Origin of the sequence: Pseudomonas sp. EYE_354 (assembly GCF_023148575.1) — a bacterium.
Classification (GTDB): Bacteria; Pseudomonadota; Gammaproteobacteria; order Pseudomonadales; family Pseudomonadaceae; genus Aquipseudomonas.
In genome coordinates this window covers 140,855-158,793 of record NZ_JAHXNQ010000009.1, presented here as the reverse complement: position 1 = coordinate 158,793, position 17,939 = coordinate 140,855, and the positions used below count along the sequence as shown (strand labels likewise).

Below are 17,939 nucleotides of genomic sequence, written 5' to 3'. Positions count from 1 at the left end.
GAATCTGGAGCGGGACAACAGGCCCAATGACCAACGGGTGGAGTCAGCGAAGGTTCGTCGGGGGCGATGGGAATCGCCTGTAGGCGGTGGAGCGCCTACAGGCGAAACAGGGTCAGAGGGTCAATGTAAGGCGCTTGACCAAGGCCCCCGGCAATAAGTTGGACGCGGTGTTGCGTTGCCCGTAGGTGCTGGCCGACAGCAACAGCTCTCGCTCAGCGGTCAGGGCCTCCAATTGCGAACCGAGCAAGCTGTACACGCTGTCATCAAAACGCATGGTGCTGATCGGCGCCTTGATCTCGCCGTCTTCGACCCAGAACGTGGCAAAGCGCGTCATGCCGGTCAGGCGTGCGGCCGGCAGGTCGGAGTAGTTCAGGTACCACAGGTTGCTGATGTACAGCCCGGTGCCCAGTTGCTTGAGGATATCGGCCTGGGCCAAGTTGCCCGCCGCCATCTGCAGGGCGCTGGGGGATTCGTCGCCGCTGGCGCCGTTGGCACTGAGGCCGTATTCGGCGGCGCTGCGTGAGTTCACCAGTTGGCCGTCGGCCTTGCCGGCGTTGATCAGCGTGACATCACTGCGTGGGTAGCCCTCCGTGGAGAACGCCTGGCTCAACGACCCGCTGATCTGCTCGGTCACCGTCACCAGCGGGCTCAGCTGTTGCTCTGCGGCGTACAGGCGTTGCAGCGAACTGCCTTTGCTGGCGATGGCCTGGGCGGAGAACCCGCCCCAGGTGATGATGCTGATGATTTCTTCCAGCGCGGCCGGTGCCAGGTAGGCGCGGTATTGTCCGGGCGGCAAGGGGTGCAGCGGGCGGTCGAGAAACGTCAGTTGCTCGCGCGCCTGCTGCAGGCGCGCGGCGAACTCGGCGCTGTCCCAGGTGTGCCCGGCGTAGCTGGCTTTAACGGCTTCGCCATTGGCGTGGAACAGGCTGAAGTCGAAGTTGAAGCTATTGGCCTGGTGCCAGCCGAATGCGCCTGATGAACTGGCGAACCCACGGCTGATCGGGCCGGCCGCGTAGATGCCGACCAGATCGACACCGTCTGCCGCTTCGCTGATGGCATCCAGCACTGTGGTGATGTCGGGCAACGGCCGGGCCTGTTCGTTGTTGCTCTGCCAGGCGGTGGGGTTGAGCAACAGGTAGGGGTCTTGGGGCAGCAAGGGCAAGGTCTCGCGCAGTTGCTGCAAACCTGCGGCGAGGCGCTGGCGGTCCAGCTCGGGTTCGCCCGCCAGGGTGATGCCGAGGTCGGCGTGGCGCCCGTCGTTGATCAGCTTGAGGGTGAGGCTGGCCTGTTGCACCTGTCCGGCCTGGCGCACCTTGGCATGGTTGAACCGCACGAACTCGGACGCTTCGGCCGCGTAGCCCAGATGAAACTGCTCGTTGTCGGTGATGGCGTGCTTGAGCCAGTCCACCAGTGCCTTGAATGTGTTCATCAGGCATCTCCCCCGAATACGTCGACGTTGCTGAACACACAGGCCGGCGAGGCGTGGCCCACGCGGATGACCTGGTTGGGTTCGCCCTTGCCGCAGTTCGGCGTGCCCAACACCTGGAAGGTGCTGGCGTCGCCCACGGCGCTGAGGTTGCGCCAGAACTGGGCGGAAATCGCCCGATAGTTGGGGTTCTTCACCACGCCTTTGAGTTCACCGTTTTCGATCAACTGGCCCCATTCGCAGCCGAACTGGAATTTGTTGCGCGCGTCATCAATGGACCACGAACGGTTGGTCGACATCAGGATGCCGTGTTCGATGCCGCCCACCAGTTGCGCGAAGCTTTTGTCACCCGCTTCGATATTCAGGTTGGCCATGCGGTCGATCGGTGGACGGTTCCAACTGCTGGCGCGGCTGTTGGCCACGCCGCTCATGCCTGCGCGAAATTGCGACAGCGCCCCGCCCAGCGGCTTGAGCAGCAGCCCTTCGCGAATCAGGAACTGTTTGCTGGCAGGGGTGCCGTCGTCGTCATGGCTGTAGCTGGCGAGTTGCTCGGGGATGTCCGGGTCGAAGGTCACGTTGAGCAGCTCGGAGCCGTATTGCAGATGGCCGAAGTCGCTGGCCTTCACAAAACTGGTGCCGGCGTAGTTGCGCTCGTCACCGAGGATGCGGTCCAGCTCCAGCGGGTGGCCAATGGACTCGTGGATCTGCAGGATCATCTGGTCGGGCATCAGCAGCAGGTCGCGCGGGCCTTGGGGCGTGTTCGGCGCCAGCAGCAGTTGCAGGGCTTCGTCGGCCACCCGTGGCGCGGCACCGATCAGGCCGAAGCGGCTGATCACATTAAAACCGCCTTGCTGGCCGAAGTTCGTGCCGCCGAGGGTGCGGGTCTGGCTGTCGTTGCCGTCAAAAGCAGTGACGTTGACGCCGGGGAACACGAAGCGCTGGGCCTGGTGCAGTTCGGCGCCGGCGCTGTTGAGGTAGATCTGCTCGACGTGGGTCAGGCCCAGGCTCACGTCCCAACTGACCAGGCGCTCATCCTTGGGCACGGCCGCGCACTCGTCGCCCAGCAGTTGGTAGCAGTCGCTCAAGGATGGGAAGGGCTGGTCGAGGTCGGGCGACAGGTAGTCGGCGACGTCGCTGGACACGGGTTGCTCGCGCAGGTCGAGCAGGGCGTGGGGCAAAATCCGCCGGGCTTGCTGTTCAGCACGCTCAAGGGCGGCTTGCAGGCCGGACAGGGAAATATCGTGGGTTGCAGCGTAGGCTTCCACGCCGTTGAGGCGCACGGTGAGCATGGCGCCCTCATCGTGACTCAGGTGCGGTGGTTCTGCGACGTTCTTGCGTACCGACAGGTACTGGCCGGATTCGCGTACGTAGCGCAGGGAAAAGAAATCGGCGCGAGTGCGCAGGGCACTGAAGTGCTGTTTGAGTGTGGCGTGGTGGTCGAACATGGGGCCTTCCTTGTGGGCGGCTCAGCGCGGGCAGGCAAACAGAGTAGGCCTGGGCTGGGGAGCGATCAAGGAGAGGTGGTTCTTTGTGGCAAGTGCCCCTTGTGGCGAGCGGGCTTGCCCCGCGTTGGGCTGCGCAGCGGCCCCAAAAATCTTGGGAGCGCTACGCACTTCAACGCGGGGCAAGCCCGCTCACCACATGGTTTAGCGTTATTGCGCCATTGGCCCCACTTCACGCATCGGCTTGCCACGCACCGGTGCATCGCCGGCGACATAGTAGTCGGCGGTGCTGCGCGGCAGCGGCTTGCGGCCACGGATCTTGTCGGCGATTTTCTCGGCGATCATGATCGTTGGCGCGTTCAGATTGCCGGTGGTGATGATCGGCATGATCGAGGCATCGACCACGCGCAGGCCTTGCATGCCATGCACGCGACCTTCGCCGTCGACTACCGCCATCTCGTCGGTGCCCATCTTGCACGAGCAGGACGGATGGAACGCGGTCTCGGCGTGTTCCCGGATGAACGTGTCGAGTTGCTCATCGGTCTGCACTTCGATACCTGGGCTGATTTCTCGGCCACGGTATTGATCGAGCGCCGGCTGCTGCATGATTTCGCGGGTCAGGCGGATGCCGTCACGAAACTCCTGCCAGTCCTGTTCGGTGGCCATGTAGTTGAAGAGGATGCTCGGGTAGTCCCGTGGGTTCTTCGACTTCAACTGCACGCGGCCACGGCTTGGCGAGCGCATGGAACCCATGTGCGCCTGGAAGCCATGTTCTTTCACACCGTTGCTGCCGTTGTAGTTAATCGCAACCGGCAGGAAGTGGTACTGGATGTTCGGCCACTCGAATTCTTCGCGGGTGCGGATAAAACCGCCCGCTTCGAACTGGTTGCTGGCGCCGATGCCGGTGCCGTTGAACAGCCATTCGGCACCGATGGCCGGCTGGTTGTACCAGAGCAGCGAAGGGTACAGCGACACCGGCTGGGTGCATGCGTATTGCAGGTACAACTCAAGGTGATCCTGCAGGTTTTCGCCGACGCCAGGCAGGTCGTGGACCACCGGGATGTCGAGGCTTTCGAGCAGTTTGGCCGGGCCTACGCCGGAGCGTTGCAGCAATTGCGGCGAAGCGATTGCGCCGCTGCACACCAGCACTTCTTTGCGTGCACGGGCTTCAACGCGCTCTTCGGCCGCGCCGATCAGGTAACGCACACCGACGGCACGCTTTCCTTCGAACAACACTTTGTCGGTGAGGGCGTGGGTGACGATGGTCAGCGTGGAGCGCTTTTTGGCGGTGTCCAGGTAACCGCGAGCGGTGCTGGCGCGACGGCCGTTCGGCGTGACGGTACGGTCCATCGGGCCGAAGCCTTCTTGCTGGTAACCGTTCAAGTCTTCGGTACGCGGGTAACCGGCCTGCACGCCGGCTTCGACCATGGCGTGAAACAGCGGGTTGTTGCCCGCTTTAGGCGTGGTCACGCTGACCGGGCCATCGCCGCCGTGCCAATCGTTAGGGCCGATGTCGCGGGTTTCGGCTTTACGGAAGTACGGCAGGCAGTCGAGGTAGGCCCAGTCTTCCAGACCTGGCAGCTTGGCCCAGTTGTCGTAGTCCATGGCGTTGCCACGGATGTAGCACATGCCGTTGATCAGCGAGGAACCGCCCAGGCCCTTGCCGCGCCCGCACTCCATGCGGCGGCCGTTCATGTGCGGCTCTGGATCGGTCTCGTAGGCCCAGTTGTAGCGACGGCCTTGCAGCGGGAACGCCAGCGCAGCGGGCATCTGGGTACGGAAGTCGAGACGGTAGTCGGGGCCGCCGGCTTCCAGCAGCAAAACGGTGACGCCTTCGTCTTCGGTCAGACGGGTCGCTAAGGTGTTGCCCGCAGAACCTGCGCCAACAATGATGTAGTCGTATTCTTGAGTCATCTGTACTCCGGGGGAGCTGCAAGCTCCAAGCTTCAAGCTGCAAGAAAAAGCAGCGAGCGGTGTGGATGAGAGAGGCGGCAAACGCCAACTGCTTTTACGTGCAGCTTGACGCTTGCCGCTAAAGGCTCATCAGAAGACGGATGCGTAATCGCCCAGCTCGACTTGCACGGACTTGATACGCGTGAAGTTATTCAGCGAGCTGATCCCGTTCTCACGGCCAACACCCGACTGCTTGTAGCCACCGACCGGCATTTTGGCGTCGGACTCGCCCCAGGCGTTGATCCAGCAGATACCGGCTTCCAGTTGATGAATCACGCGGTGCGCGCGGTTCAGGTCTTTGGTGACCAGGCCTGCGGCCAGGCCGAAGTCGGTGTCGTTGGCGCGGCGGATCACTTCTTCTTCGGTCTCGTAGGTGAGGATGCTCATCACCGGGCCGAAGATTTCCTCACGCACGATCACCATGTCGTCGGTGCAATCGGTGAACACAGTCGGTGCCACGAAGGCGCCTTTGGCGAAGTCGCCTTCAGTCAGGCGGTCGCCGCCGCAGAGCAGGCGCGCACCTTGCTCTTTGCCTTTGGCGATGTAGCCCAGCACGCTTTCCATGTGGGCGAAGCTGACCAGCGGGCCGAAGTTGGTGTTTTCGTCTTCCGGGTTACCGATGCGGATGCGCGCGACACGCTCGGCGATCTTGGCTTCGAACGCGGCTTGCAGGTGCTTGGGCACAAACACGCGGGTGCCGTTGGTGCAGACCTGGCCGGAGCTGTAGAAGTTGGCCATCATCGCGGTGTCGGCGGCGCGGTCGAGGTCGGCGTCGTCGAAAATGATCAGCGGCGACTTGCCACCCAGCTCCATGGTCACGTCTTTGAGCGAGGAGCTGGAAGCGCTGGCCATGACCTTCTTGCCGGTGTCGGTGCCGCCGGTGAACGAGACTTTCTCGATGCGCGGGTGCTCGGTCAGCCAGGTGCCGACTTCACGGCCGCTGCCGGTCAATACGTTGAACACGCCTGCGGGAACGCCGGCTTCGGTGTAGATCTCGGCCAGTTTCAGGGTGGTCAGCGAGGTGACTTCGCTGGGCTTGAAGATCATCGCGTTGCCAGCGGCCAGGGCCGGCGCGGATTTCCACAGGGCGATCTGGATCGGGTAGTTCCACGCGCCGATACCGGCGACCACGCCCAGCGGCTCGCGGCGGGTGTAGACGAATGAGGTCTCGCGCAGCGGGATCTGCTCGCCTTCGATGGCCGGCACCAGGCCTGCGTAGTATTCCAGCACGTCGGCGCCGGTAACGATGTCGACGTACTTGGTTTCGGAGAAGGCTTTACCGGTGTCCAGGGTTTCGAGGGCAGCCAGTTCATCATTGCGTTCGCGCAGGATGTCGACGGCACGACGCAGGATGCGCGAACGCTCCATGGCGGTCATGGCGGCCCAGATTTTCTGGCCTTTTTCAGCGCTGACCACGGCACGTTCAACGTCTTCTTTCGTTGCGCGTTGCACTTGGGCGAGAACTTCACCGTTAGCCGGGTTGATGGCTTCGAAGGTGGCATCGCTGCCAGCGTCGCTGTAGCCGCCGTCAATGTAGAGTTTTTGCAGGTCGAAACGGGCCATAAAGTCCTCGCAAGTGCATAAGTGGTTGGCGTTACCCGCCGCAAAGTGGGCCATTAGGGTGTGGCAACACTGAGCGGCAGACGTTCAGGGGTTGAGCGTTTATAAGGGCTCTAACTCACCTGCTTGGCCAATTGGAAATCCATGTATTCGTAAGCGATGCGCTGCGCCTGTTCGGTGTCGAAAGCGTCTCCCGACAGGGCGCCGCGCAACCACAAACCGTCGATCAGGGCCGCCAGGCCTCGGGCTGCGCTGCGTGCTTCAGGCGGCGGCAGCACCCGGCGGAACTGAAAACACAGGTTGGAATACAGGCGTTGATCGTTGATCCGCTGCAACCTGTGCAAAGACGGGTGGTGCATGCTGGTGGCCCAAAAGGCCAGCCAGGTTTTCATTGCCGGGCCATTGACCTGGCTGGCGTCGAAGTTGCCGGCGACGATCACCTGAAGGTGAGCGCGTGGGCTGTCATCGTTCAACGCTTTTCGACGATCGTTGACGTTCTCCATCAGCACGCTCATCAAGTACTGCATCGTCGCTGCGATCAGGCCGTTCTTGTCCCGAAAGTAGTGACTGATGATGCCGTTCGAGACGCCGGCCAAACGGGCGATCAGCGCAATGCTGGCATCTCCCATCCCGACCTGATCGATGGCCGTCATCGTGGCGTCGATCAACTGCTGGCGGCGTATGGGTTGCATACCGACCTTGGGCATGTAGCACCTCTCCTTAGGCCTGCCGAGGGGCGATGAACGCCCGTCGACTTGGAGGCCAGTCTATTTTGTTTTGATTGAACGTTCAATCAACAAAGAATAAGCTCTGCGACAAATCGTCGCTGCTGTCAGGTTTTTCCTACCTGCAGACGGCGACATCTGACACCTGGAAAACCGCTGAAACGCCCCATTTACCGCTTCTGTGGGGGTCAGTGATTTTCGGGGTGTCTTTATAACACCCGTCCGTCGACTGCCGAAAAATCGATGGTCTGGGATAACCGTTGCCTTGTGTTTCTCTCTCGCACTGCCCGGAGCATCTGCGCCATGAGTTCTGCCTCTCTTATAAAGACCCCACCGGAAAAGGTACGGGTCAACGGTTGGGTGTTCTACACCTCCACCGCGCTGATTCTGTTGCTGACGGCCATTCTGATCATTGCCCCGCAGGAGGCCGGGCGCCTGCTCGGCGTCGCCCAGGCCTGGCTGTCGAAAAGCTTCGGCTGGTACTACATGGTGGTCATCGCCGCCTACCTGGTGTTCGTGGTCGGCCTGGCGTTTTCGTCCTACGGCAAGCTCAAGCTGGGTTCCAAGGACGACACCCCGGATTTCAGCTACGGCGCCTGGGCCGGCATGCTGTTCTCGTCGGGCATCGGCATCTCGTTGTTGTATTTCGGTGCGTCGGAGCCGCTGGATCACTATTTCAACCCGCCCGAAGGCGCAGCGGCCAGCAATGGCGCGGCGCGCCAGGCGTTGCAACTGACGTTCCTGCACTGGGGCCTGCATGGCTGGGCGATCTACGCATTGGTCGGCCTGGCCGTGGCCTACTTTGCGTATCGCCATAACCAGCCGCTGGCCTTGCGTTCGGCGCTGTACCCGCTGGTGGGCGAGCGTTGGGTCAAGGGCGCGGCCGGCCACGCGGTGGACGGTTTCGGCATGTTCGTCACGCTGTTGGGCCTGGTGACCAACCTGGGGATCGGCGCGATGCAGGTGTCGTCCGGTTTGGAAAACCTGTTCGGGATGGCGCACAGCAACACCAACCTGCTGATCGTGATCATCGTGATGAGCACCGTGGCGACCATCGCAGCCGTGTCGGGTGTGGAGAACGGTATCCGCCGCTTGTCCAACCTCAACATCGTGCTGTTCAGCGGCTTGCTGATCTTTGTGCTGCTGTTCGGCCCGACCCTGCACCTGCTCAATGGCCTGGTGCAGAACACCGGTGATTACCTCAACGGCATCGTGCTGAAAACCTTCGACCTCTATGTGTACGAAGGCGATGGCGACAAAACCGAACGCTGGATGGGCCTGTGGACCTTGTTCTACTGGGCCTGGTGGATTTCCTGGGCGCCATTTGTGGGCATGTTCATCGCACGTATTTCCCGTGGGCGCACGGTGCGTGAACTGGTGGCCGGCGTGTTGCTGATCCCGCTGGGCTTCACCCTGGCCTGGTTGTCGATCTTCGGAAACTCGGCGCTGGACCTGGTGCTCAACCACGGTGCCGTGGAGTTGGGCAAGACGGCGTTGGAGCAGCCGTCCATGGCGATCTACCAGTTGCTGGAGCACTACCCGGCGTCGAAAATCGTCATTGGTGTGTCGATCTTCGTCGGTTTCGTGCTGTTTCTGACCCCGGCGGATTCCGGCGCGGTGATGATGGCCAACCTTTCGTGCAAAGGCGGCAACGTGGACGAAGATGCGCCGCACTGGCTGCGGATCTTCTGGTCGGCGGTGATCACGCTGGTGACCATCGGCCTGCTGTTTGCCGGCAACTTTGAAGCCATGCAAACCATGGTGGTGCTCGCGGGTCTGCCGTTCTCGGTGGTGCTGATTGTGTTTATGTTCGGTCTGCACAAGGCGATGCGCCAGGACGTGGCCATCGAACAGGAGCAGGCGCAGTTGGCTGAACGCGGGCGTCGTGGTTTCAGCGAGCGCCTGACGGCCCTGGACCTGCAACCGAGCCAGGCCGCCGTGCAGCGTTTTATGGACAAGCACGTAACGCCGGCGCTGGAAGAGGCCGCGACGGCGTTGCGTGATCAGGGCCTGGACGTGCAGACGCTGTTGGGCAAATCCAAGCGCTGCATTGGCGTGCGTATCGAAATGGAGGAGGGCAACCCGTTTGTCTACGAAGTGAGCCTGGATGCTTACTCGGCAGCGCCGAACGACATGCCTGAAGAAGAGCGCACCCGCTATTACCGTGCCGAGGTGTACCTGCACAACGGGCCTCAAGAGTACGACCTGATGGGCTTCGCCCAGGCGCAGATTACCCGGGACGTGCTCGATCAGTTTGAAAGCCATCGGCAGCTCCTTGGCCGTGTCTATAGCTGATGGTTGCAACGAGCGGCGCCTTCACCCGCGCCGTTTGGTTAATCTGCATACAGATCAAAACCTGTGTACGGGCCAGCCCGCACACAGGTTTGCTTTGCGGTGCGGCTTAACCCAGGTTCTTGCCCAGCAGGGCATGGTAGAGCTCAGTGTCCCCTAGAATGCCCACCACTTTGTTGTTGTCGTGCAACACCAACTTGTTCCCCGTCTGGTAACGAATCTGCAATGCATCGCGCATGCCGATATTCGAATCCACCAGCGTCGGCACGCGACCCAAACCTTCCATTGCTTGCCCTGGCGCCCAGTTCTGCAGGTTCATCACCACGCCATTCTGCCGCGCGCCCTGGATAGTGTTGCCTTCGGCCAGGTCCAGCCACGAGTCGCCGCCCGGATCCAGGCACACCGAACCGTTGACCCGCGTGCAGTTGTCCAGCGTGCGCATCAGGCTGCGGCCGCACAACACGTTCAGCGGGTTGGTGTGGGCGACGAAGGTGCGCACATAGTCGTCCGCCGGGTTCAGCACGATCTCTTCCGGCACGCTGTACTGGATGATCTTGCCGTCTTTCATGATCGCAATACGGCTGCCCAGCTTGAGCGCCTCGTCGAGGTCGTGGCTCACGAACACGATGGTTTTGCTCAGCTTGCGTTGCAGCTCCAGCAACTCGTCCTGCAAACCCTGGCGGATCAGCGGGTCGAGGGCCGAGAAGGGTTCGTCCATCAGCAGGATGTCGGCGTCCATCGCCAACGCACGGGCCAGGCCCACGCGCTGCTGCATGCCGCCGGACAGTTCATCGGGCTTCTTGTTACGCCACTGGGTCAGGCCCACCAGCTCAAGTTTCTCGTCCACCAGCTTGCGTCGTTCTTTCTCGGGGCGGCCCTGCATTTCCAGGCCGAAGCTGATGTTCTCGCGCACCGTCAGCCAAGGCATCAGGGCGAACTTCTGGAACACCATGGCGATGCGCTTGGTGCGCATCATTTTCAGCTCGGCGGGTGTGCAGGAGGCGATGTCGATCTGGCGACCTTCATGCTCCACAAACAGTTGGCCGCGGCTCACGGTGTTGAGGCCGTTGATGCAGCGCAGCAAGCTTGACTTGCCGGAGCCCGAGAGGCCCATCAGCACGCAGATCTCGCCTTTCTCGATGTCCAGGCTGGCGTTTTCAACGCCGACGATCTGCCCGGTCTTTTTCAGAATCTCGTTACGGCTCATGCCCTGGTCCAGCAGCTTGAGCGCTTCGCGTGGGTCTTTTGAGAAGATCACGTCGACCTTGTCGAATCGGATAATGCTCATGCATCACCCCCTACTTTAGCGTCGGGTTGTTTGCAGATGCGGTCGAGCATGATGGCCAGCAACACGATCGCCAGGCCCGCTTCAAAGCCCAGCGCGATGTCGGCGGTGTTCAGCGCGTTGACCACCGGCTTGCCGAGGCCATCGGCGCCCACCAGCGCGGCGATCACCACCATCGACAACGACAGCATGATGCATTGGGTAATGCCGGCGGCGATGCTCGGCATGGCGTGGGGCAACTCAATGCGCGAGAGCAACTGACGGCGCGAGCAGCCAAAGGCCTTGCCGGCGTCCATCAACTCTTGCGGTACATCGCGGATACCCAGGTAGGTCAGGCGGATAGGCGCGGCAATCGCGAACACCACCGTGGAAATCAGCCCAGGCACTACACCCAGCCCGAAGAGGGTCAGGGTCGGGATGAGGTAGACGAAGGTCGGTACGGTCTGCATCAGATCGAGCACCGGCCGCATCATGGTGAAGAACATCGGCTTGTGCGCGGCAACAATGCCCAGCGGCACGCCGATGACCACGCAGACCAGGGTGGCGAACAGCACCTGCGCCAGGGTCTCCATGGTTTCCTGCCAGTACCCCAGGTTGAGGATCAGCAGGAAGGAGGCAATGACAAAAACAGTCAGTCCCCATTTACGTTGAATAAAGTGAGCCAGCAGCGCAATCAGACCGATCAATGCCAGCGGATTGAACCAGGTCAGCGCAAACGTCACGCCGTGGATCATCGTTTCCAGTGTCGATGCGATTGCGTCGAAATAGTTGGCGCCGTGTTGGGTCAACCATTCAACGAAGGCAGCGATGTACTGGCCTAGTGGGATTTTCTGTTCAGTCAGCATGGTAGTGAATGTCCACATGCGAAGAGGGAAACGTCCCGGGCCAGCGCACCAGCCCGGGGTCAGCGGAGTTACTTGTCGAGGTACGCTTTGACGGCGGCAAGGCCGGGTTGGCCGTCCACGGTGGTGACACCGGCGAGCCAAGTGTCGAGCACTTGCGGGTTCTTTTTCAGCCAGGCCTTGGCGGCGGCGTCGGGCTTCATCTTGTCGTCCAGGACGTTACCCATCAGGGTGCTTTCCATGTTCAAGGTGAAGACCAGGTTCTTCAGCAGTTGGCCAACGTTGCTGCATTCCTGGGTGTAGCCCTTGCGCACGTTGGTGTAGATGGTGGCCTGGCCGTAGTTGGGGCCGAACGAGTCGTCACCACCGGTCAGGTACTTCATCTTGAAGCGGGTGTTCATCGGGTGCGGTTCCCAGCCGAGGAACACGATGGCCTGGTCGCGCTTGGTGGCGCGTTCAACCTGGGAGAGCATGCCGGCTTCGCTGGACTCGACCACCTTGAAACCGGCGGTTTTGAGGCCGAAGGCGTCTTTGTCGATCAGTGTCTGGATGGTGCGGTTGCCGTCGTTACCCGGCTCGATGCCGTAGATCTTGCCGCCCAGCTCATCCTTGAATTTGGCGATATCGGCGAAGTCTTTCAGGCCTTTGTTGTACAGCGCTTCAGGGACTGCCAGGGTGTACTTGGCGTTCTCGAGGTTAGCGCGCACGGTTTCCACGGTGCCGGCATCACGGTACGGCTTGATGTCGTTTTCCATGGTCGGCATCCAGTTGCCGAGGAAGATGTCCATGTTCTTGCCGTCGGCCAGGGACTTGTAGGTCACTGGTACCGAAATCATCGTGGTGCGCGGCTTGTAGCCCAGGCCCTTGAGGATTTCGCTGGTGGTCGCGGTGGTGACGGTGATATCGGTCCAGCCGACATCGGAGAAGTTGACGGTCTTGCACTGTTCCGGTTCTGCGGCGTGTGCCATGACTGGCAAACTCAGCATGGCGGCCAACAACAACGAGGGTGAACCTTTCATCTGGGTAGACTCCTGTGTTTTTTCTGGCGGCATTCGCCGCGCTTTATAAGTGTTGCGGTTGGAGCGTGCGACAACAGCTCTGCCACGGTGCCTTGCAAACGAGTCGAGACTGATCATGTACCAGTGAAAATCTGACGCCTACAGGGTGCGTCGTATCCAGTACAGGGAGGGTCGTATCCAGTGTCGGTGACGTCGCTTACAGGTTTTTACCAGGGTAAAACCACAGGTTTTGCCCTTCTGCACCGCAAAAAACGGCCAAAACAGGCGTTCGCACGCAAGCGACGCTGGTGAGCATGGGTGCGTCGGTGTGAGACGCCGTGACGGGCAACAAAAACTGGATGATGCCGCCATCTGGGCGATCTGAGCGTAGCAGCTCGTTCAAGCCCGGCCCGTGCTTATCGAGGAGTTCCACGTTAATGGCTATCAGCGTTTTCGACCTGTTCAAGATCGGCATCGGGCCTTCGAGTTCTCACACCGTGGGCCCCATGCGTGCCGCGGCGTTGTTCGTTCAAGGCTTGCGTGAACGTGAATTGTTGGAGCAGGTGCGACGCGTTGAAGTTCAGCTGTACGGCTCGTTGTCGGCCACCGGCATCGGCCACGGCAGCGACACTGCCACCATCATGGGCCTGATGGGCGAGTGGCCGGACGCGATCGATCCGTCGCAAATCGGCGTGCGCATTCACACCCTGCGCGAAACCGACACCCTGCTGCTGGACGGGCGCTTGCCCGTGCCGTTCGTGTGGGCCCGGGACATGCGCCTGCTCGACGAAAACCTGCCCTTTCACCCCAACGCCATGACCCTGGTGGTGTTCGGTGATGACGGCGAACTGCGCCGCGACACCTACTACTCCGTCGGTGGCGGTTTTGTGGTGGATGAAGCCCAGGCTCAAAGCGGCGTGGCGGACATGGACCGCACCGTACTGCCCTATGACTTTTCCAGCGCCGCCGAGCTGTTGCAACTGTGCAAGACCCATAACCTGCGCGTCGCCGAATTGATGCTGGCCAACGAAAAAGTCTGGCGCTCCGAAGAAGATATCCGCAGCGGCCTGATGAAACTCTGGCACGCCATGCAGGACTGCGTGGAGCAGGGCCTCAAACACGAAGGCATCCTGCCCGGCGGCCTGAACGTACGCCGTCGCGCCGCCAAGTTGCACCGCAGTCTGCAGGAGCTGAACAAACCCAACGTGATCGGCTCGACCTTGAGCGCCATGGAATGGGTCAACCTGTTCGCCCTGGCGGTCAACGAAGAAAATGCCGCCGGTGGGCGCATGGTCACCGCACCGACCAATGGCGCGGCGGGGATCATCCCGGCGGTGCTGCACTATTTCATGAAGTTCAGCGAAGAAGTCACCGAAGCCAACGTGGTCGACTATCTGCTTGGCGCCGCGGCAGTGGGCATCCTGTGCAAAAAGAACGCGTCGATCTCCGGTGCCGAAGTCGGTTGCCAGGGTGAGGTGGGTTCTGCATGCGCGATGGCTGCCGCGGGACTCGCGGAGATCCTCGGCGCCACGCCGGAACAACTGTGCAACGCCGCCGAAATCGGTCTGGAGCATAACCTCGGCCTGACCTGCGATCCGGTGGGCGGGCTGGTGCAAGTGCCGTGCATCGAGCGCAATGCGATTGCAGCGGTCAAGGCGATCAACGCCGCGCAAATGGCCCTGCGTGGCGACGGTCAGCACTTTATCTCGCTGGATCGGGTGATCCGCACGATGCGCGATACCGGGGCGGATATGCATGACAAGTACAAAGAGACTTCGCGGGGCGGCTTGGCGGTCAGCGCAGTCGAGTGCTGAGGCCGGGTCGCCTGCATCGGGGGGCGTGCCCCCCGATGGCTGAGATCGGGTCAGAACTGCTCATAAAGTGAACACTCAAACCAAAAGCGCCACCTTTTGGCGCGTCGCAAACAGATAAGTAGCTTGCGAACGATTTGCCCTCGATCACGCGTCCCCCGTGCGTTGGGTGACAGACTTATCCCACACCCCTCAAAGCGCCTTCCCACAAGTGCTACCGATCTGCTCACGGCTCAGGCAGACCTGCTCTCACATCGTTTTCAGGCTATATCCCGCACTTCCTGCGCGGGCTTATATAGACGCATCAACAGGTCGTTTTCAGGATTTATTGAATACGTATTCAATTTCAGGCACGGCATTTGCTCTATCCATTCAAAGCCTCTCCTCGTTATGGACGAGGAGTGCAATAACAAGAGCCTCGCCTGAGGCCATTACCCGCTTTGTGTGAGGAGATTACCGCGATGACGTCGTTCAACTCAGGGGCCCAACCCCAGAACCGTGCGCCTCAATCCATCGGCTTTTTGCTGCTGGACAATTTCACGCTGATTTCCCTGGCGTCGGCAGTGGAACCACTGCGCATGGCGAACCAGCTGTCCGGCCGCGAGTTGTATCGCTGGACCACCCTGAGCGTGGATGGCAACCAAGTCTGGGCCAGCGACGGTCTGCAAATCACTCCCGATGCTTCCATGCACAAAGCTCCGGCCCTGGACACCGTGATTGTGTGCGGCGGCGTGGGTATCCAGCGCACCGTGACCCGTGAGCACGTGTCATGGCTGCAAAGCCAGGCGCGCCAGTCCCGTCGTCTTGGCGCCGTGTGCACCGGCAGTTGGGCTCTGGCCTGCGCCGGCCTGCTCGATGGCTTCGATTGCAGCGTGCACTGGGAATGCCTGGCCTCGATGCAGGAAGCCTTCCCGCGTGTGGCCATGAGCACACGCCTGTTCACCCTCGACCGCAACCGCTTTACCAGCTCGGGCGGCACCGCGCCGCTGGACATGATGCTGCACCTGATCAGCCGCGATCACGGCCGTGAGCTGTCGGCCGCCATCTCCGAGATGTTTGTGTACGAGCGCATCCGCAACGAACAGGACCACCAGCGCGTGCCGCTCAAACACATGCTCGGCACCAATCAGCCGAAGCTGCAGGAGATCGTGGCGCTGATGGAAGCCAACCTGGAAGAACCGATCGACCTGGATGAATTGGCGGTGTACGTCGCCGTGTCGCGCCGCCAGCTGGAGCGCCTGTTCCAGAAATACCTGCACTGCTCACCGTCGCGCTACTACCTCAAGCTGCGCCTGATTCGTGCACGGCAACTGCTCAAGCAAACGCCGATGTCGATCATTGAAGTGGCGTCGGTGTGCGGGTTTGTCTCCACGCCGCACTTCTCCAAGTGCTACCGCGAGTACTTCGGCATCCCGCCACGGGATGAGCGCGTAGGTTCCAACACCACCCAGCAAGTGGCGATGATGCCGATTCCGCAGGCCCTGGTGCTGGCGCCGTTGGCCGGGCCGATGTCGGCGTTGAGCCAGGCGCGCAACGAGTCGACGTTTGCCAGCGTCAGGCTTTAAAACGCGTTGACTGCATCGGGGGCAAGCCCCCGATAGCGGTCTATCAGGCGCCCGAGTTCTGCTTGAACTGCATCAGCGCCGGCAACAGCTGCTTGTCGATTGCCTGACGCACCGCCGGCAAAATCGTCGCGCTGCCGCTGTACATTTTTTCCACCATGCCTTTGAGCGCCTTGGCCCGTGCTTCGCTCAAGCCGCGCACGGCGCACTCGCAGGCCTGTTCGGCGCTGGCGCCGCTGGACACTTCAAAACCCAACGAGCGCAGTTGGTCCAACAGGTCATTCTGGTCAATCAAATCCGCATGCATCATGACGTTTATCCTGGTGAGGGGAGCGGGGTCTGACCTGGATTCTGGTAGCCGCTCAGGCACGCGGCAAGGGCAGAATGCACGAATGCCTCAGATGGCTATGAGCGTGTCGTTTTCGGGCCATGCACCGTCCTCGGTTATCGGCACACTGAACTCAGCCACACAGCTTGATGGTTTGGTCACCCTCGGGATGTACAGCTCACACAAGGCACCTCTGCCTCGATCCAGTCACGGCTGGATCGGGGCTTTTTTCGCTTATTTTTTGACCGGCAAACCGATCACGCGGCCAAGCAGGGCGGGTCTGGGCAGGTTCACCTGTGCGGCGCTGATCGCTGCGATTTTTTCCAGCGTAGCCGCAGCGAACGGTGCCGCATGCGGGCCCGCCAGGTCGACATGCAACAGCATCTGCTCATTGCCGGCCAGTTCCTTCTCGTCACCTGCCAGGTGCAGGCTGTGATAAAGGTGCAGGCGCTTGGCGTCGTGGGCGATCAGTTGGGTGTGCACCTCAACCTCGGCGCCCAGCTTCACTTCGTGCAGGTAGTTCAGGTGCAGCTCCAGGGTGAACAGCGAGTGGCCACTGGCTTCGCGGTTGTCGCTGTCCAGGCCCAGGGTGTCCATCAGCGCGTCGGTCGCGTAGCTGAAAATCAGCAAATAGAACGCGTCGCGCAGATGGCCGTTGTAGTCGACCCAGGCCGGCTGGACTTGGGTGGTGTAGGTGGTCAATGCAGGCATGGTGGGTATCCGTTATTCGGCGAAGGTCATGCCGTGTCTGGCCTTGGTGGTTTTCACCGCCTCCAGCACCGCCAACAGGCAATCATCACGGTAGCGCTCCAGCGCCGAAATACTGTGTGTGCCCAACTGATCACGGGTGCCGTCGACCACATCATCGATCAGTTTGTCGGTCAGTTCCGGTGCCGGCAGGTAGGTCCACGGCAACTGCAGCGCGGGGCCGAACTGTGCCATGAAGTGCCGCATACCCGCATCACCGCCCGCCAGGGTGTAGGTGAGGAAAGTGCCCATGAACGACCAGCGCAACCCGGCGCCAAAGCGAATCGCATCATCGATTTCACCGGTGGTGGCCACGCCGTCATTCACCAGGTGCAGCGCCTCGCGCCATAGCGCTTCGAGCAGGCGATCGGCGATAAACCCAGGGACTTCCTTGCGCACATGCAACGCACGCATGCCGAGGGATTCATACACCTTGATTGCGGCCTGGATCGCCTCGGGCGCGGTTTTCTTACCGCCCACCACTTCCACCAACGGCAGCAGGTACACCGGGTTGAACGGGTGCCCAACCACGCAGCGCTCCGGGTGGGTGGAGCCCTCGTAGAACTCACTCGGCAGCAGGCCCGAAGTGCTCGAGCCGATCAATGCATTCGGCTTGGCCGCTGCGCTGATCTTGCTGTGCAGTTCAAGTTTCAGATCCAGGCGTTCCGGGGCGCTTTCCTGGATGAAGTCGGCGTCTTTCACGCAGGCTTCGATGGTGCTGACAAAGCGTAGGCGGTCCTGGGACGCGCCCGGCGCCAGGCCCTGTTTCTCCAGGGCACCCCAGGCGTTGGCGACGCGTTTGCGCAGCGCCGCTTCAGCGCCGGGCGCCGGGTCCCAGGCGACCACATCCAGGCCGTGGGCGAGGGCGCGGGATACCCAGCCGCTGCCGATGACGCCGCTGCCGAGGGCGGCGAAGGTTTTGATTTCGGTGATAAAGCTCATGGGCGACGTTCCTAAGGGGGAGGTGT

At 61.5% G+C, this 17,939-nt stretch carries 14 protein-coding genes; 3 read left to right on the top strand and 11 right to left on the bottom strand.

Going from position 1 to position 17,939, the window contains the following annotated elements; translation table 11 throughout:
* Positions 1 to 112 precede the first annotated feature (112 nt).
* The 5 genes from KZX66_RS14635 to betI all read right to left on the bottom strand — a co-directional run bounded on the left by KZX66_RS14635 (position 113) and on the right by betI (position 7,088).
* Entirely contained in the window at positions 113 to 1,429 is a 1,317-nt protein-coding gene (locus KZX66_RS14635; protein ID WP_248080431.1) for a TldD/PmbA family protein, read from the bottom strand.
* The gene (locus tag KZX66_RS14630; protein ID WP_248080429.1) at positions 1,429 to 2,871 is read right to left on the bottom strand and encodes a TldD/PmbA family protein; all 1,443 of its coding nucleotides are present in this window, start codon (positions 2,869 to 2,871) and stop codon (positions 1,429 to 1,431) included. Before KZX66_RS14630 ends, KZX66_RS14635 begins: the two co-directional genes overlap by 1 nt.
* A 207-nt stretch (positions 2,872 to 3,078) precedes the next feature.
* Entirely contained in the window at positions 3,079 to 4,782 is a 1,704-nt protein-coding gene (gene betA, locus KZX66_RS14625) for a choline dehydrogenase (protein ID WP_248080426.1), read from the bottom strand.
* 129 nt (positions 4,783 to 4,911) lie between these two features.
* A complete protein-coding gene (gene betB, locus KZX66_RS14620) occupies positions 4,912 to 6,384 on the bottom strand; it encodes a betaine-aldehyde dehydrogenase (RefSeq protein ID WP_248080424.1) in 1,473 nt (490 codons plus the stop codon).
* A gap of 110 nt (positions 6,385 to 6,494) precedes the next feature.
* Positions 6,495 to 7,088, bottom strand: coding sequence for a transcriptional regulator BetI (betI, locus tag KZX66_RS14615; protein ID WP_248080422.1), 594 nt, complete (start codon positions 7,086 to 7,088; stop codon positions 6,495 to 6,497).
* Between the two features lie 378 nt (positions 7,089 to 7,466).
* Between betI and KZX66_RS14610 the strand changes: the two genes are divergently transcribed.
* A complete protein-coding gene (locus KZX66_RS14610; RefSeq protein WP_248080681.1) occupies positions 7,467 to 9,401 on the top strand; it encodes a BCCT family transporter in 1,935 nt (644 codons plus the stop codon).
* Positions 9,402 to 9,507: 106 nt separating this feature from the next.
* Here the strand turns inward: KZX66_RS14610 and choV are convergent, their stop codons facing one another.
* From choV to KZX66_RS14595, 3 genes are all read right to left on the bottom strand, one after another.
* Entirely contained in the window at positions 9,508 to 10,686 is a 1,179-nt protein-coding gene (gene choV / locus KZX66_RS14605; protein WP_248080421.1) for a choline ABC transporter ATP-binding protein, read from the bottom strand.
* The gene (gene choW / locus KZX66_RS14600) at positions 10,683 to 11,528 is read right to left on the bottom strand and encodes a choline ABC transporter permease subunit (RefSeq protein WP_248080420.1); all 846 of its coding nucleotides are present in this window, start codon (positions 11,526 to 11,528) and stop codon (positions 10,683 to 10,685) included. The genes choV and choW overlap by 4 nt, the downstream gene beginning before the upstream one ends.
* A gap of 68 nt (positions 11,529 to 11,596) precedes the next feature.
* On the bottom strand, positions 11,597 to 12,544 hold the full coding sequence (locus KZX66_RS14595) for a choline ABC transporter substrate-binding protein (RefSeq protein ID WP_248080419.1): 948 nt from the start codon (positions 12,542 to 12,544) through the stop codon (positions 11,597 to 11,599).
* Between the two features lie 416 nt (positions 12,545 to 12,960).
* Between KZX66_RS14595 and KZX66_RS14590 the strand changes: the two genes are divergently transcribed.
* Positions 12,961 to 14,337, top strand: coding sequence for an L-serine ammonia-lyase (locus KZX66_RS14590; protein ID WP_248080418.1), 1,377 nt, complete (start codon positions 12,961 to 12,963; stop codon positions 14,335 to 14,337).
* A gap of 458 nt (positions 14,338 to 14,795) precedes the next feature.
* Positions 14,796 to 15,899: a GlxA family transcriptional regulator gene (locus KZX66_RS14585; RefSeq protein WP_099585767.1), complete on the top strand. Its 1,104-nt coding sequence runs from the start codon at positions 14,796 to 14,798 to the stop codon at positions 15,897 to 15,899.
* Between the two features lie 43 nt (positions 15,900 to 15,942).
* On the opposite strand, the gene KZX66_RS14580 is transcribed toward KZX66_RS14585, so the two are convergent.
* The 3 genes from KZX66_RS14580 to KZX66_RS14570 form a co-directional block, all read right to left on the bottom strand.
* The gene (locus KZX66_RS14580; protein ID WP_248080417.1) at positions 15,943 to 16,206 is read right to left on the bottom strand and encodes a hypothetical protein; all 264 of its coding nucleotides are present in this window, start codon (positions 16,204 to 16,206) and stop codon (positions 15,943 to 15,945) included.
* Positions 16,207 to 16,458: 252 nt separating this feature from the next.
* Complete coding sequence (locus KZX66_RS14575; protein WP_248080416.1) at positions 16,459 to 16,935, bottom strand: thioesterase family protein; 477 nt, start codon at positions 16,933 to 16,935, stop codon at positions 16,459 to 16,461.
* A 12-nt stretch (positions 16,936 to 16,947) separates the two neighbouring features.
* A complete protein-coding gene (locus tag KZX66_RS14570; RefSeq protein ID WP_248080413.1) occupies positions 16,948 to 17,913 on the bottom strand; it encodes an L-carnitine dehydrogenase in 966 nt (321 codons plus the stop codon).
* Between the last annotated feature and the right edge of the window lie 26 nt (positions 17,914 to 17,939).